Annotated in this window: 17 protein-coding genes; 9 read left to right on the forward strand and 8 right to left on the reverse strand. The window is 57.6% G+C overall.

Features of this window, described 5'->3' with window-relative positions:
- The first annotated feature begins 47 nt into the window (after positions 1–47).
- From ACRY08_RS09405 to ACRY08_RS09415, 3 genes are all read left to right on the forward strand, one after another.
- Entirely contained in the window at positions 48–449 is a 402-nt protein-coding gene (locus tag ACRY08_RS09405; RefSeq protein ID WP_432449662.1) for a helix-turn-helix domain-containing protein, read from the forward strand.
- The gene (locus ACRY08_RS09410) at positions 449–757 is read left to right on the forward strand and encodes a succinate dehydrogenase assembly factor 2 (RefSeq protein WP_432449663.1); all 309 of its coding nucleotides are present in this window, start codon (positions 449–451) and stop codon (positions 755–757) included. The genes ACRY08_RS09405 and ACRY08_RS09410 overlap by 1 nt, the downstream gene beginning before the upstream one ends.
- Before the next feature lie 155 nt (positions 758–912).
- Positions 913–1,410: a MarR family winged helix-turn-helix transcriptional regulator gene (locus tag ACRY08_RS09415; RefSeq protein WP_432449664.1), complete on the forward strand. Its 498-nt coding sequence runs from the start codon at positions 913–915 to the stop codon at positions 1,408–1,410.
- Positions 1,411–1,546: 136 nt separating this feature from the next.
- On the opposite strand, the gene ACRY08_RS09420 is transcribed toward ACRY08_RS09415, so the two are convergent.
- A complete protein-coding gene (locus ACRY08_RS09420) occupies positions 1,547–1,975 on the reverse strand; it encodes a VOC family protein (protein WP_432449665.1) in 429 nt (142 codons plus the stop codon).
- 152 nt (positions 1,976–2,127) lie between these two features.
- On the opposite strand from ACRY08_RS09420, the gene thyX reads away from it, so the two are divergent.
- Both thyX and ACRY08_RS09430 read left to right on the forward strand, forming a co-directional pair.
- Positions 2,128–3,036, forward strand: coding sequence for an FAD-dependent thymidylate synthase (gene thyX, locus ACRY08_RS09425; RefSeq protein ID WP_432449666.1), 909 nt, complete (start codon positions 2,128–2,130; stop codon positions 3,034–3,036).
- Positions 3,033–3,935, forward strand: a complete 903-nt coding sequence (locus ACRY08_RS09430) for a hypothetical protein (protein ID WP_432449667.1) — start codon at positions 3,033–3,035, stop codon at positions 3,933–3,935. Before thyX ends, ACRY08_RS09430 begins: the two co-directional genes overlap by 4 nt.
- Positions 3,936–4,020: 85 nt before the next feature.
- Here ACRY08_RS09430 and ACRY08_RS09435 read toward each other — a convergent pair whose 3' ends face one another.
- Both ACRY08_RS09435 and ACRY08_RS09440 read right to left on the reverse strand, forming a co-directional pair.
- Complete coding sequence (locus ACRY08_RS09435; protein WP_432449668.1) at positions 4,021–4,143, reverse strand: hypothetical protein; 123 nt, start codon at positions 4,141–4,143, stop codon at positions 4,021–4,023.
- A gap of 88 nt (positions 4,144–4,231) precedes the next feature.
- Positions 4,232–4,450, reverse strand: a complete 219-nt coding sequence (locus tag ACRY08_RS09440) for a cold-shock protein (protein WP_432449669.1) — start codon at positions 4,448–4,450, stop codon at positions 4,232–4,234.
- A gap of 263 nt (positions 4,451–4,713) precedes the next feature.
- Here ACRY08_RS09440 and ACRY08_RS09445 point away from each other — a divergent pair, with 263 nt between their 5' ends.
- The 3 genes from ACRY08_RS09445 to ACRY08_RS09455 all read left to right on the forward strand — a co-directional run bounded on the left by ACRY08_RS09445 (position 4,714) and on the right by ACRY08_RS09455 (position 7,113).
- Entirely contained in the window at positions 4,714–5,049 is a 336-nt protein-coding gene (locus ACRY08_RS09445) for an arsenate reductase family protein (protein WP_432449670.1), read from the forward strand.
- Positions 5,050–5,084: 35 nt separating this feature from the next.
- Complete coding sequence (locus ACRY08_RS09450) at positions 5,085–5,441, forward strand: hypothetical protein (RefSeq protein WP_432449671.1); 357 nt, start codon at positions 5,085–5,087, stop codon at positions 5,439–5,441.
- Positions 5,442–5,769: 328 nt separating this feature from the next.
- On the forward strand, positions 5,770–7,113 hold the full coding sequence (locus ACRY08_RS09455; RefSeq protein ID WP_432449672.1) for a uracil-xanthine permease family protein: 1,344 nt from the start codon (positions 5,770–5,772) through the stop codon (positions 7,111–7,113).
- 83 nt (positions 7,114–7,196) lie between these two features.
- On the opposite strand, the gene ACRY08_RS09460 is transcribed toward ACRY08_RS09455, so the two are convergent.
- The 5 genes from ACRY08_RS09460 to thrS all read right to left on the reverse strand — a co-directional run bounded on the left by ACRY08_RS09460 (position 7,197) and on the right by thrS (position 12,187).
- Positions 7,197–7,745 carry a DoxX family protein gene (locus tag ACRY08_RS09460; protein ID WP_432449673.1) on the reverse strand — a complete coding sequence of 183 codons (549 nt, stop codon included), beginning with the start codon at positions 7,743–7,745 and terminating at the stop codon, positions 7,197–7,199.
- A gap of 21 nt (positions 7,746–7,766) precedes the next feature.
- The gene (locus ACRY08_RS09465; protein ID WP_432449674.1) at positions 7,767–8,555 is read right to left on the reverse strand and encodes an HvfC/BufC N-terminal domain-containing protein; all 789 of its coding nucleotides are present in this window, start codon (positions 8,553–8,555) and stop codon (positions 7,767–7,769) included.
- Positions 8,552–9,418: an MNIO family bufferin maturase gene (gene bufB, locus ACRY08_RS09470; protein WP_432449675.1), complete on the reverse strand. Its 867-nt coding sequence runs from the start codon at positions 9,416–9,418 to the stop codon at positions 8,552–8,554. The genes ACRY08_RS09465 and bufB overlap by 4 nt, the downstream gene beginning before the upstream one ends.
- A 100-nt stretch (positions 9,419–9,518) precedes the next feature.
- Positions 9,519–9,815: a BufA1 family periplasmic bufferin-type metallophore gene (locus tag ACRY08_RS09475; protein ID WP_432449676.1), complete on the reverse strand. Its 297-nt coding sequence runs from the start codon at positions 9,813–9,815 to the stop codon at positions 9,519–9,521.
- A 425-nt stretch (positions 9,816–10,240) separates the two neighbouring features.
- A complete protein-coding gene (gene thrS, locus ACRY08_RS09480) occupies positions 10,241–12,187 on the reverse strand; it encodes a threonine--tRNA ligase (protein WP_432449677.1) in 1,947 nt (648 codons plus the stop codon).
- 160 nt (positions 12,188–12,347) lie between these two features.
- Here thrS and ACRY08_RS09485 point away from each other — a divergent pair, with 160 nt between their 5' ends.
- Positions 12,348–13,016 carry a DNA-3-methyladenine glycosylase I gene (locus tag ACRY08_RS09485; protein WP_432449678.1) on the forward strand — a complete coding sequence of 223 codons (669 nt, stop codon included), beginning with the start codon at positions 12,348–12,350 and terminating at the stop codon, positions 13,014–13,016.
- Positions 13,017–13,021: the final 5 nt, after the last annotated feature.

A 13,021-nucleotide genomic window follows, 5' to 3' on the forward strand; every position in this document is an offset into this window, starting at 1 on the left:
GCGTCAAGCGACACCCCGCACGCCGATTGCACGAGGAGGACCCTTATATGGACGACTATACTGCAGATGATGGCTGGTTTTCAGAAGACAGTGCCACATTCGGAGATCGTCTGGCCGGCGCGCGTGATGCGGTGGGCCTGACCCAATCAGCTTTGGCCAAGAAGATCGGTGTCAAGCTTAAGACCCTGCGCGGATGGGAAGAAGACCTGTCAGAGCCGCGTGCCAACAAGTTGCAGATGCTGTCGGGGGTGCTGAATGTGTCCTTGCGCTGGCTTCTGACCGGCGAAGGCGACGGCGTGGATAATCCTGAGTTGGAGAGCGAAGAGCCGCCAGAGCTGCGCGATCTTCTTTTGGAAATCCGCGATATCAAAATGCAGATGGCGCGCTCGGCTGAACAATTGGGACGGCTGGAGAAACGGTTCCGCAAGCGGTTGGAAGGACATATGTGATGGCTGGTATTTCGCTTGAACAGTTGAAGGAAACACCCGGTGCACGGCCGGGGGAAACGCACGAACACCGCATCAAGCGCCTTGCCATGCGGTCGATGCGGCGCGGCATCAAGGAAATGGATATTATCCTGTCACGCTATGCGGATCAGCATCTGGCGGCCATGAGCCCTGACGAGCTTGACCATTACGAGGCGCTATTGGGGGAGAACGATCAGGATCTCTATCAGTGGGTTTCAGGTCAGCAGGATGCGCCTGCCCAATTTGCCGAACTGGTGGCACGTATCGCACAACACATGCGTGCGCGCTAACTGGCCAGGTATCGACCTTGCTCTCGATGCTTGCGGCCCGTGACGCGGTGCTTTTCGAAAATTTTACCTAACTGCGCGCCGCATTTCGCCCATATTTAACTGAATGTTCTCATTTTGCTCTGAATAGTCGACCAAGTAATAGGTCGGAGAGACGAATGAGCATGCATTCCCAAATTGGGCAGGACACCAGCCAAGGCTTCGTTTTTCAATATCTTGAAGTCCTGGCCCTGGTGGAGCGTCTGCACAGATTGTTGTTGGACGTGATCAAAGATGAATTTGAACGCGTTGGTGTGTTGGAGGTGAACGCCGTACAGGCTTTGCTTCTGTTCAACATCGGCGACAATGAAGTCACAGCCGGGGAGCTGAAATCCCGCGGCTATTATCAAGGGTCCAACGTGTCCTACAACCTCAAGAAGCTGGTGGATATGGGCTATATGCACCATCAGCGTTGCGACGTTGATCGCCGGTCCGTGCGCGTGCGCCTGACCGAAAAAGGGCGCAACATCCGCGACACGGTGGCCGCTCTTTTTGAACGCCACGCCGATGGGTTGCAGATGCGTGATGTGCTGAGCACAGGCGGGATCAACGAGATCAGCGCGGCGTTGAAACGGGTCGAACGCTATTGGACGGATCAAATCCGCTATATCTACTGACCTGTCAGGACTTTCATGCAGGAAGGCCAGACCCGTGGCGGCCACGCGCCTTTCTCTGCAGGATATCTCAAAATGACCGGCGCTTGCCTGCGCCGGTCATTTTGTCATCTAAAGCGTTCCCAACGCCCGATGTCGTTCACCAATGCCCTGTGTTTTCCATGCTGGCCCATGGTTCTTGCGGGGCCAATGACGGGCCGGCCTGCAGCAATTCCACCGAGACATGATCAGGCGACCGGACAAAGGCCATATGCCCGTCGCGCGGCGGGCGATTGATCACCACGCCGTTGTCCTGAAGATGTTGGCACAGGGCATAGATATCCTCGACCTCATAGGCGAGATGCCCGAAATGGCGGCTGTCCGACGGCAACCCGTCATCTCCATCCCAGTTATAGGTCAGCTCCACGGGGCAATCCGGTTGTCCCGGCGGTGCCATGAAAACCAACGTGTATCGCCCCGCCTCGTCATCACGCCGTTTGGTTTCTTCCAACCCCAAAAGCGCGAAAAACCGCATGCTGGCGTCCAGGTCTTTCACCCGAACCATCGTGTGTAGATAGCGCAGTTTCATGTGGTGCCTCCTGATTTCACATCATTTGTTTGCGCCACCATAGCACTGACGGGCGCGAACGGAAGATGCCGCATTTTTCCGTCATATGGCTGTTTTTCCGAAGCCCGCAACTAGATATAGTGGCCGGGCAGCAACCCTACGAGAGATTCGAAATGTCATTGAGCCCCGAGCAGCTAAAAGAAATCGAAGAACAACGCGCCCAGACCGGCACCACCCGGCGCGCCATCAGCGAGGGGATGGAGAAACACCTCTACACCGCGCATGAGGTGCTGGACCACGGGTTCGTGCGTGTCATCGACTATATGGGCGACGATGCCGCGATCTGTCAGGCCGCGCGGGTGTCATACGGCAAGGGCACCAAATCGGTGCAAAACGACGAAGGGCTCATCCGCTACCTGATGCGCCACTGGCACTCGACACCCTTTGAGATGTGCGAGATCAAGCTGCATGTGAAACTGCCCGTTTTTGTCGCCCGCCAGTGGATCCGCCACCGCACCGCGAATGTGAACGAATACTCGGCCCGCTATTCGATCCTCGACCGCGAGTTCTATATCCCCGCGCCCGAACATATCGCCGCGCAGTCCGTGGTGAACAACCAAGGCCGAGGCGCAGCGCTTCAGGGCGAGGAAGCCGCGCGGGTTCTGGAAATCCTGAAAGCCGATAGCAACCGCGCTTATGATCACTATGAAGAAATGATCAGTGACGAAGGCCAAGACGGTCTGGCCCGCGAACTGGCGCGCATGAACCTGCCCGCCAACATCTATACGCAATGGTATTGGAAAGTGGACCTGCACAACCTGTTCCACTTCCTGCGCCTGCGCGCCGACCACCACGCCCAATACGAAATCCGCGTCTATGCGGACGCGATCTGCAAGGTCGTCGCCGACTGGGTCCCCGCCGCCTATGGCGCGTTCGAGGACTACCGCCTTGGCGGCGCCAACCTCTCTGGCCGCGCCATGGACTGCATCCGCCGCATGCTGAAAGGCGAAGAGGTGACGCAGGAGAACTCGGGCATGTCGAAGGGGGAGTGGCGCGAGTTTGAAGCGGAGTTGAAGGGGTGATTAAGGAAGAGGAAGTTCGCAGCGACGAATGCGTTGAGCCTACAGCCTTGCCTATCGATATATTACCTAAGTATTCGCTTCAGCCTGAACAGTTTGAAGCTGGTGACGTCGTGAGCTACGTGGAAGGGCAAGCTCAGGGTGAGAATGTCAAACACGTCGAGTTTATCAAAGAAGAAATTGTTCTCGGTCGAAGGTACAGAGTGTGGGATGTGACAACCGACAAATGCCGTTGGTGGGTGATCTCAGACATGACGAATTTGTACTCTCAAGAGTTTTTCCCTAGTCTGGATTTCACTATTTCCTTTCATATTGGATTGATGGCACGCCTCGCTGAGAGGGATTCCGCACCTCCGTCAGAAAAGGCAGTTCAATTTGGCGAAATAGAAAGAAGGCAAACAGCGGTTCATGAGGCATATGACATTGCCGTTGATGCCATTGAGTTTCAACAGATCGGACTCCAACTAAGAGAGACCCTTTTGAGAGTTGTCGCGATTCTCCCGGAGTTCATTAACTTCAAAGATGATTTTGTTGAGCCTAGGAAAGGAGACTTTAAAGCTTGGGCCGAGTGCATTGCAGGTGGACTTTTTCAGGGCAGAAAAAACCAAGCGTTAAGGAAGTTTGTCCGTTCATCTTCAAGGGAATGTTGGGAGCTAGTTAGTTGGCTTACGCATGCTCAAAACGCCGATGAGATGTCTTGCCTAATCGCCATGCAATCTGTCGATGCAATGATTGGTCATTTTCTTTTTGGCTTAACAAGGTTTGAGAGCGAGGGGGCAACAGAGTGCGAAAGATGTTCGTCCAGGAAAATAAATATTCATTTTGATATTAATCTGGGAGAACAAGGTGAAAGCTATTTAAGTTGTCAAAGCTGTGGATGGCATACTCATCCGTCAAAATAAATGAATAGTTTTTGGAAAATGTCCTTACGGACGCGACGTGCGCCTTAGCTATTTTCAGTAAGTTTTAGACTTGAGCGCTCTGCTCTCAACCGAGGTCAGGCGCCGCCCTCAGCAGATGATGCACTCCCCCAAAGAAAAACCCCGCCGAGCTTTCACTCCGCGGGGTTTCGAAATCCTGAAAGGACAAAGCAAATCCGATCAGCGGCATTCTCCTCTCCTTCGAACGCGATTGCGGGCAATCGCTGCCTCGAATGGCCGGTGAATACACTTATGATCGTATCAGGATTTGCGTCTCATCAGCCCTGAACTTCGATCTCAACTGCCGACTGGCGACCGTCGCGACCTTCTTGCAGGTCGTAGGTCACTTTGGTGTTGTCAGCCAGACCGGTCAGGCCCGAACGCTCAACAGCCGAGATGTGTACAAACACGTCTTTGCCGCCGTTATCGGGTGCGATGAAGCCGTAGCCTTTGGTGGTGTTGAACCATTTTACGGTGCCGGTTTGTTTATCGGACATATCCGCTTCTCCTATATTTAGCCCTGCAGTGTGCGGGCCTTCGTACGCAATCAGGTATCGTCCGACTGCATGAAAGGAGGCGGTAGATAGTTCTGTCTTACCCCGTCCACATGGGGGCTGGGGCGACAGATTGCAAGAAAAACCTTGGGAGAGGGAAAATCCGGCGGGTCTCTGCATCCTTTCGTTTCGCGCAATTTGGGGTCATAAACGGCGCTGGCGGCACCATGAAAGGGCCGTGTGACAGGGTTATGACGGAGTGGCGCATGCGTGTTTGGGGTTTGAAAAACTGTGATACCTGCCGCAAGGCGGTGAAGGCGCTGGAGGCGGCCGGACATGGGATCGATTACGTGGATGTGCGCGCAGATGGCGTGCACGGGGGTGATCTGGAGCGGTTCTTTGCGGCGTTCGGTGAGGCGCTGGTGAACAAGCGTTCGACCACATGGCGCGGGTTGTCCGATGCGGAGCGGGCGGGCGATCCGGTTCAGCTTTTGGCGGCGCATCCGACCCTGATGAAGCGTCCGGTGATCGAGGCGGATGGCCAATTGACCTTGGGTTGGGATGCAAAAACGCAAGCGAAATGGTTGGAGAACCACGCCTGACCCCTTATCTGGGGTGAAAGAGCAGGAGGAAAACGATGCGCAATGCCGCTTTGGTTCTTGGTGTGATTGCAGGTGTTTTGGGCATGATCGTCGGGTTTTTTGGATATGGGTACACGGAAGTGATCGACCGGTTCGGCGAGCTTCCAGATTTGGCTGAGCAGGTGGACAACCCCGGCCGGGTCCGTGTGTTTGCATTGGTCGCGCCGCTACTGGCGCTGGCCGGTGGGGCGATGGCACGCTCTGTCGCGCAGATTGGGGGCGGGTTGATGCTGGCCTCGGCTGCCGGGATGTATTTTGCCTTTGGCTACGGTGTCTTCACCATGTTCCCAATCGCCCTGGCCGGGCTGGGTGGCATTCTGGCATTGGTGGCGACCAAGCCCGACCCGCACTAAAGCGTTTCGACTTATTGTTGCGGCACAACAATGAGACGAAACGCGCGGACCCTACCAATGTTGTGGGCGTTTCGAAATCAACTTGTGTCTCAAGTTAATCTCGAAACGCTTTAGGTCGACCGCAAAACTATGGAAAATCAAGCGCCTGTGGAGCACATCCGCAGGCGTTTTTTGCTGCCCCGCGGCGCGGTGTTTGCTGCACCTGCGTGACCAGAATTTGCAATAAAAACGGATCGCGGTCAGTCTCACATTCACAAAAGACGCGGTGAACCCGCGCATTGAAACGGGCAAGGCCTCTGGCAATGCCCCATGTGAACAGGGAAGTGAGATGACAGATATCAGCAACGCAGAGGCCCTGCGTGACCCCAACCATATGCCGCCTCTTGGACAGGCCGTGCCGTTGGGCATTCAACATATTCTGGCGATGTTTGCCTCGAACGTGACGCCGGCGATTATTGTCGCCGGTGCCGCCGGGTTTGGATTTGGCTCGAATTCGCCCGATTTTCCAGTGATGATCTACATGATCCAGATGTCGATGCTGTTTGCGGGCATTGCCACGTTGTTTCAAACCATGGGCATGGGGCCCGTGGGCGCGCGTCTGCCGATTGTGCAGGGCACAAGCTTTGCCTTTCTGCCGGTGATGATCCCGGCGGTGGCCGGGCAGGGCACGGCCGGGTTGGCCGGGTTGATGACCGGGATCATGATTGGCGGCGTGTTCCATTTCCTTCTGGGGATGGTGATCGGGCGTATTCGTTTTGCGCTGCCGCCGCTGGTCACGGGGCTTATTGTGCTGATGATTGGCTTGGCGCTGATCAAAGTGGGCATTCAGTATGCTGCCGGGGGCGTGCCGCTTATGGGCAAGCCCGGCTTTGGCAGTCTGGCCATGTGGACACCGGCATTGGTGGTGATCATCGTCACTTTGGCCATCAAGTTTTTCACCAAGGGCTTTATGTCCGTTGCGGCCGTGTTGATCGGGCTTGTCGCGGGTTATCTGGTCGCACTGATGATGGGGCAGGTGAATTTCGGCAATGTGGGTAAGGCTGGCTGGTTTGCCCTGCCGATGCCGTTCAAATGGGGCATGGAATTCAACGCGGCGATTATCATTGGCATGTGTTTCATGGCGGTGATCTCGGCGATTGAAACCGTGGGTGACGTATCGGGGATCACCAAGGGTGGTGCCGGGCGCGAGGCCACAGACAAAGAGATTTCCGGTGCCACTTACGCAGATGGTCTGGGCACAGCCGTGGCGGGGATTTTCGGCGGTTTGCCCAACACCTCGTTCAGCCAGAATGTGGGCTTGATCAGCATGACCGGCATGATGAGCCGCCATGTGGTCACCATTGGCGCGCTGTTCTTGGTGCTGTGCGGGCTTGTGCCGCGCATTGGCGCCATCGTATCGACCGTGCCCATCAACGTGTTGGGTGGCGGGGTGATCGTGATGTTTGGCATGGTGGCTGCGGCTGGTCTGAACATGCTGTCCGAGGTCACCTGGAACCGCCGCAACATGGTTATCCTGGCCGTGTCACTGTCGATGGGGCTTGGGCTTCAACTGGTGCCAGAGGCGCTTCAGCACATGGGCAGAACCTGGCAGATATTGCTGACGTCGGGCCTATTGCCTGCAGCATTCCTGTCGATTGTGCTGAACCTGGTATTGCCGGAAGATCTGGGCTGATTGGCCCGACGCGGTTTTAAATACCAAGCGCAAAATCAAAAACCGCCCGCGCTGTCTATGGCGCGGGCGGTTCAATTTGGGGATTATTTCAGCTTCAGAACCCTGTCTAGTGAAAGCGGCCCTGCGCCCTTCACAACCAGCGTGACCAGAACCACCATCCAGAACAAACGTTGATCCAGGATCAGGCTGTCCGGAATACGGTCAAACCATGCGCCCAGAGTTTCTGGGTGGGCAATACCGCCATGTCCATAAAGATCGGTCAGGCTTTGCACCACGACAAAACCGATCATGCCAAGCGCGGCCAGACGGGTGAAGAGGCCTATGACCACCAGAAGCGGCAAGATGAACTCTGCCAGCGTGCCCGAGACCACAACCGTCCAGTGAAACAGGCCCAATTCGCTGACGTTATAGCCCGCGGCCTCCATCGCTTTGGGGAAAATCTGGGCGTAGGCGCCCAGCGACGGAGAGAAGACCCCAAACAGGCCGTCCCCTGTTTTGGTCAGGGCCGAGGCCCAGAAATAGCCAAGCAAGGTTGCCGCAAAGGTGAACCGTGCCAGTGTCGGCAGCAGGGCCGGAGAGCTCCGCGTGACCAGATCGGCCAATCGGTTGTGAAGTTGTGCCAAGGCGCGCATCGCGTGTCCTTCCTTTTGTTCTTATCTATCTGAGCCGTGGTCGATGCCGACAATGGCCTGCGCCGCGATCATCCGGCTTAGGGTTTGGGACAGGTCGAAATCCGGGCATTCTGCCGTGGCCAATCCCAAAGACGTCCCGAAGCTGCGCCCCTTAAGCAGAGCACTCACGAAACGCGCACCGCCTTCTGGCAGGACTTCGGCAACCGGGTCAAAGCCTATGCGGGAAATCAGGATGTCCTCGGGACCGGCGGTCGGGTTGGGACCGTCTTTCATGTTGAAATCCCAGATCGACTTGGCCGGCCATTTGGCACGCAGAACCTCGCAGGCAGGTGCCAGGATCAGACGGGCCTCCATCAGTGCATGCTGGTCCAACGCGGTCAGATCCGTGGGATCCATCAAAGGCGCATCACCCGCATGATAGGCCCGGCGCAAAGCCAGTTCCAAACGTGCGACGTCGGGCAGGTATTTCAGGTGGAGCGTGCCCGGGAAGCTTTCCAGAAAGCCGGGAAGGGCCGCGCCGTAATGCATCATCAAAGGCGAGCTGGGCGGGTGAATGCGCAGATAAACCTTTGCCATTTCACGAAAAAAATCCTCGCCCAGCAGTTTGGTCAAGACGGGAAAGCCGGTCAGCATCGCCTCGGACAAGCTGTGGGCCACGTTGTTGCGATAGACTGAAAACCGCTTGCTCGCCTGCACCCCATCGGGGTTCACAAGGCCTTGCGGCACGTCTATGCGCGCGTCCAGAAGGGCGGTGCGAAACTGGGTCTGGCTGACGGTTGCGTCCTTGCGGGTGGGGGCCAGTGTATTCATGCGGGCACCTTTTGGGCAGCGCGTTTCATCTGTTCGGTGGCGCGGGCGGCCTCGGCTTCCAGCACGGGCCAATCCGGCACATCATTGTCCCATTCGATCAACGCCGGTCGTGGGCCGGTGCGGCTGATCACGTGGTCAAACAGCGCCCAGACGGGTTCATCCACCGGCTTGCCATGGCTGTCGATCAGCAGTTTGCGCCCCAGCTCATCCGCGTCTTCATCATGGCCCGCCAGATGAATTTCTTCGACCAGCGCCAGCGGGTAGGCGTCAAGATATTCAAGCGCCTCAAATGCCAGATTGGTGGCTGAAATGAAGACATTGTTCACATCCAATAGCAGCCCGCAGCCCGTGCGACGGGCAACCTCGCGGATGAAATCGGGTTCGGACCATGTGCTTTCAGCAAAGGCCAGATAGGAAGACGGGTTTTCCAGCAGCATTTTGCGGCCAAGCAGGTCCTGCGCTTCGTTGATATGGGCCACAACGCGCGTCAGGGTCTCGTTGGTATAGGGCACGGGCAGAAGGTCATTCAGAAAGGCGCTGTCATGGGTCGACCAGGCCAGATGCTCGGAAAACATCGCAGGGTTCAGCCAGTCCACAAGGGTTTTCAGCCGCGCCATATGTTCAGGGTCCAGACGGCCCTCGCCCCCGATCGAGGCGCCAACCCCGTGAACCGAGATTGGGAAGTGTTCGGCCAGATGGCGCAGCTGGGCAAGCTGACGTCCGCCGTCGATCATGTAGTTTTCGGCGTGGATTTCCAACCAGCTTACCGCGCCGGGCTGGTCAAGAAGGGACTGGAAATGCTGAGGCTTATAGCCGACACCCGCACCGGCGGGCAGCGTGTTGTGATGGTGCAGCTCAGGCATATCAAGGTCCTTCTGATGGGCAAAGAGGGTCCGCCCGGTTGGGGCCGGGCGGACCGGGGATGCGTTCCCCGCAGCTTTGGGGGCGCGGGGAAGGCGAGGATCAGCTTGCGGGCAGGTTCATTTCGGTCGCGGTCAGCGAACCTTTGTGCATCTTGCCGTCAGCGTCGGTGATTTCCATGGTTTCGCACGAACCAGCCGGAACCAGTTTCCATGCGTTGCCCTGATAGTCGACGGTCGACGAACCGGCGCAGGTGGTGCCGGGGCCGGCGGCGCAATCGTTCTGACCGGCAAGCGACACGCCAAAGCACTTTTCATTGTCTTCAGCAAAAGCCGGGGCAGCGTTGGCAGCAACAGCGGCAGTGACGGCGCCCAGGATGGCTACAGTTTTCTTCGACATCGAGTTTCCTTTCGGGTTTGTAATTCGATCCGCCTTGAAGCGGTAAGGAAAACTTAGGCGGCGGTTCGGGCTGTCTCCACTCACGAAAACGTGGATCACGGGCCTGTCAGGCGCGCGTGAGCTCGGATCACGCGGGCGTGATCTGCGGCGCCCACCTTTTTTGGCGCGCGGGGCTGTATTTACAGGGGTTACCTTGGGTTAACCATCACGGCGCGGCCCTCCGGGATCACGTGGGCGCGAGGAAATGCTGCAAGAGATTTCAGAGAGCAGAGGCTGGAAAACCGTTATGTTACAGTATTCTGCGCTGCAGCGCGGGCAGGATCACCTGCGGCGTGAGCGATTGTAACACTGCGAAGGCCTCTGCAGGCATGAAAAACGCCCCCGGCCAAGGGCGCGGGGGCGTTTTCACATCTTGAGAAGGGCGCTTAGGCCAAATCGGGCGGCGTTGCCTCGGTGGCAAGGCTTGTGGCCACCTCGTCCAGCGGCAACACTTTCGAGTGCTTCTCGCCCAGACGGCGCATCGACACGGTGCCCTCTTCGACTTCTTTCATACCGCAAGCCAGGATCACCGGCACTTTGCCGACCGAGTGTTCGCGGACCTTGTAATTGATCTTCTCATTACGGATGTCGGCCTCGGCGCGGATGCCCTTGGCTTTCAGCGCATCGACCACCTGGTGCACGTAGTCATCCGCATCCGACACGATCGAGGCCACAACCACCTGACGCGGGGCCAGCCAGAAGGGCAGTTTGCCCGCGTGTTCTTCGATCAGGATGCCGATGAAACGCTCAAACGATCCCAGCGTGGCGCGGTGCAACATGACCGGGCGGTGCTTGGCACCGTCTTCGCCGACAAAGGTGGCGTCCAGACGTTCGGGCAGGTTGGGGTCCACCTGAAGCGTGCCACATTGCCAGTCACGGCCAATGGCGTCGGTCAGTGTGAACTCCAGCTTCGGGCCGTAAAACGCGCCTTCGCCTTCCAAAAGCTCATATTCGTGACCGGCCGCGTTACAGGCATCACCCAGGGCTTTCTCAACCCGGTCCCAGCTTTCATCCGACCCGATACGCTTTTCAGGCCGGGTGGACAGTTTGATCGTCCAGTCATGGAAGCCCAGATCGGCATAGATGCGCGACAGGAAGTCGATGAAGGTCGCCGTTTCCTCGGTGATCTGATCTTCGGTGCAGAAGATGTGGCCATCATCCTGCGTAAAGCCGCGCACCCGCATGATGCCATGCAGCGCCCCCGAGGGTTCATAGCGCGCGCAAGAGCCAAATTCGGCCATGCGCAGCGGCAGATCACGGTAGCTTTTCATGCCTTGATTATAGACCTGCACGTGGCAGGGGCAGTTCATGGGCTTGAGCGCATTCACCGCCTTTTCGCGGGCGTGGTCTTCGTCCACTTCGACGATGAACATGTTTTCCTGGTACTTGTCCCAGTGGCCCGAAGCTTCCCACAGTTTGCGGTCCACGACCTGCGGCGTGTTCACCTCGACATAGCCGCCGCGGCGTTGCTGGCGGCGCATATAGTCCTGCAGTTCGGTGTAGATGGTCCAGCCGTTGGGGTGCCAGAACACCTGACCGGGGGCCTCTTCCTGCATGTGGAAGAGGTTCATCTCGCGGCCCAGCTTGCGGTGGTCGCGCTTGGCAGCCTCTTCCAGCATATGCAGGTGTTTCTTGAGGCCCTCTTTGTTCTGGAACGCCACACCATAGATACGCTGAAGCATCGCGCGGTCGCTGTCGCCGCGCCAATAGGCCCCGGCAACCGACATCAGTTTGAACGCGTCGGCAGGCAGCTGGCCGGTGTGCTGCAGGTGCGGACCACGGCAGAGATCCTGCCAGTGGCCATGCCAATACATGCGCAGGGGTTCATTGCCCGGAATGGCCTCGATCAGCTCGATCTTATAAGGCTCGCCATTGGCCTCATAGAATTTCACTGCGCGCTCGCGCTCCCAAATCTCGGTGGTGACCGGGTCGCGCTTGTTGATGATTTCTTTCATCTTGGCTTCAATCGCGCCCAGATCTTCGGGCGTGAAGGGCTCTTCGCGGTCGAAGTCGTAATACCAGCCGTTCTCAATAACCGGGCCGATGGTAACTTTGACGTCTGGCCAGATTTCCTGAACGGCGCGCGCCATGACGTGGGCGAAGTCGTGCCGGATCAGCTCCAGCGCGGGTTCCGCATCCTTCATCGTGTGGATAGCAATCTCGGCGTCGTTTTCGATCGGCCATTGCAGGTCCCAATGGGCGCCGTTCACGGTGGCAGAGATGGCCTTTTTGGCCAGCGAATTGGAGATGCCGGCAGCGACCTCGGCAGGGGTGATCCCTGCATCGTAGTCACGTGCATTGCCATCGGGGAAAGTAAGGGAAATCTGGCTCATTGGCCTTCTCCTCGTCGTTTTGGCGCCCACGGAACGCCCGGTTGCGGGTTATGTGTGCGGGGGTTTTCGCCTGCGCGGGGGGCGAAGTCAACGGCGGTGTTGGGAAAAACCCGCTTGCATTCGAAAGGGGTGGGGGCAAGATGCGGGGCAGGAGGATGAGATGCGCAGATTTGACGACATTCTGATGATGGCGGTCGAACGAAAAGGCTCGTTTGAAGCGGTTTTGGGAGAAATTGCCGAACCGAAATCCACCGACGAATTGGCCGCATTGGAGGACAGCGCGTGGCTGGCCTGTTTTGCCAAAGGGATTTTTCAGGCCGGGCTGGCGTGGCAGGTGATCGTGAACAAGTGGGACGGTATCGAAGAAGCGTTCCACGGCTTTGATATTGGCCGCTGCGCATTGATGTCCGATGACTGGTTTGATGAGCTTCTGACCGACACGCGTGTCATCCGCAGCGCCCCAAAAATCCGCGCAATTCAGGAAAACGCCGTGTTTATTCAGGCGGTCTCGGCAGAGGCAGGCAGTTTTGGGCGCAAAATCGGGGACTGGCCGCAGGAGGACTATTTCGGACTGCTGGATTGGCTCAAATCCAACGGTGCTCGTCTGGGTGGGAACACGGGTGCTTATGCGATGCGGATGATGGGGCGCGACGGGTTCATGATGACCCGCGATGTGGTGGCTCGGCTGGTCGCTGAAGGCGTCATCGACAAGGCGCCGACCTCGAAAGCGGCCAAGGCGGCTGTGCAGGCCGCGTTCAACACGTGGCAGGACGAAAGCGGGCGCAGCTTCACCGAAATCTCGCGTGTTCTGGCCTATAGTATTGACTAAGAAGG

The sequence above is a fragment of the Aliiroseovarius marinus genome (assembly GCF_050881025.1).
GTDB lineage: Bacteria > Pseudomonadota > Alphaproteobacteria > Rhodobacterales > Rhodobacteraceae > Aliiroseovarius > Aliiroseovarius marinus_A.

Excerpts from the sequence above, each read along its gene's own strand:
- ACRY08_RS09475 (WP_432449676.1), bottom strand. The coding sequence starts at position 9,815 with ATGTCGAAGAAAACTGTAGCCATCCTGGGCGCCGTCACTGCCGCTGTT.
- ACRY08_RS09465 (WP_432449674.1), bottom strand. The coding sequence starts at position 8,555 with ATGAATACACTGGCCCCCACCCGCAAGGACGCAACCGTCAGCCAGACC.
- thrS (WP_432449677.1), bottom strand. The coding sequence starts at position 12,187 with ATGAGCCAGATTTCCCTTACTTTCCCCGATGGCAATGCACGTGACTAC.
- ACRY08_RS09435 (WP_432449668.1), bottom strand. The coding sequence starts at position 4,143 with ATGCCGCTGATCGGATTTGCTTTGTCCTTTCAGGATTTCGAAACCCCG.
- ACRY08_RS09410 (WP_432449663.1), top strand. The coding sequence starts at position 449 with ATGGCTGGTATTTCGCTTGAACAGTTGAAGGAAACACCCGGTGCACGG.
- ACRY08_RS09440 (WP_432449669.1), bottom strand. The coding sequence starts at position 4,450 with ATGTCCGATAAACAAACCGGCACCGTAAAATGGTTCAACACCACCAAA.
- ACRY08_RS09485 (WP_432449678.1), top strand. The coding sequence starts at position 12,348 with ATGCGCAGATTTGACGACATTCTGATGATGGCGGTCGAACGAAAAGGC.
- thyX (WP_432449666.1), top strand. The coding sequence starts at position 2,128 with ATGTCATTGAGCCCCGAGCAGCTAAAAGAAATCGAAGAACAACGCGCC.
- ACRY08_RS09460 (WP_432449673.1), bottom strand. The coding sequence starts at position 7,745 with ATGCGCGCCTTGGCACAACTTCACAACCGATTGGCCGATCTGGTCACG.
- ACRY08_RS09455 (WP_432449672.1), top strand. The coding sequence starts at position 5,770 with ATGACAGATATCAGCAACGCAGAGGCCCTGCGTGACCCCAACCATATG.
- ACRY08_RS09420 (WP_432449665.1), bottom strand. The coding sequence starts at position 1,975 with ATGAAACTGCGCTATCTACACACGATGGTTCGGGTGAAAGACCTGGAC.
- ACRY08_RS09445 (WP_432449670.1), top strand. The coding sequence starts at position 4,714 with ATGCGTGTTTGGGGTTTGAAAAACTGTGATACCTGCCGCAAGGCGGTG.
- ACRY08_RS09450 (WP_432449671.1), top strand. The coding sequence starts at position 5,085 with ATGCGCAATGCCGCTTTGGTTCTTGGTGTGATTGCAGGTGTTTTGGGC.
- ACRY08_RS09415 (WP_432449664.1), top strand. The coding sequence starts at position 913 with ATGAGCATGCATTCCCAAATTGGGCAGGACACCAGCCAAGGCTTCGTT.
- bufB (WP_432449675.1), bottom strand. The coding sequence starts at position 9,418 with ATGCCTGAGCTGCACCATCACAACACGCTGCCCGCCGGTGCGGGTGTC.
- ACRY08_RS09405 (WP_432449662.1), top strand. The coding sequence starts at position 48 with ATGGACGACTATACTGCAGATGATGGCTGGTTTTCAGAAGACAGTGCC.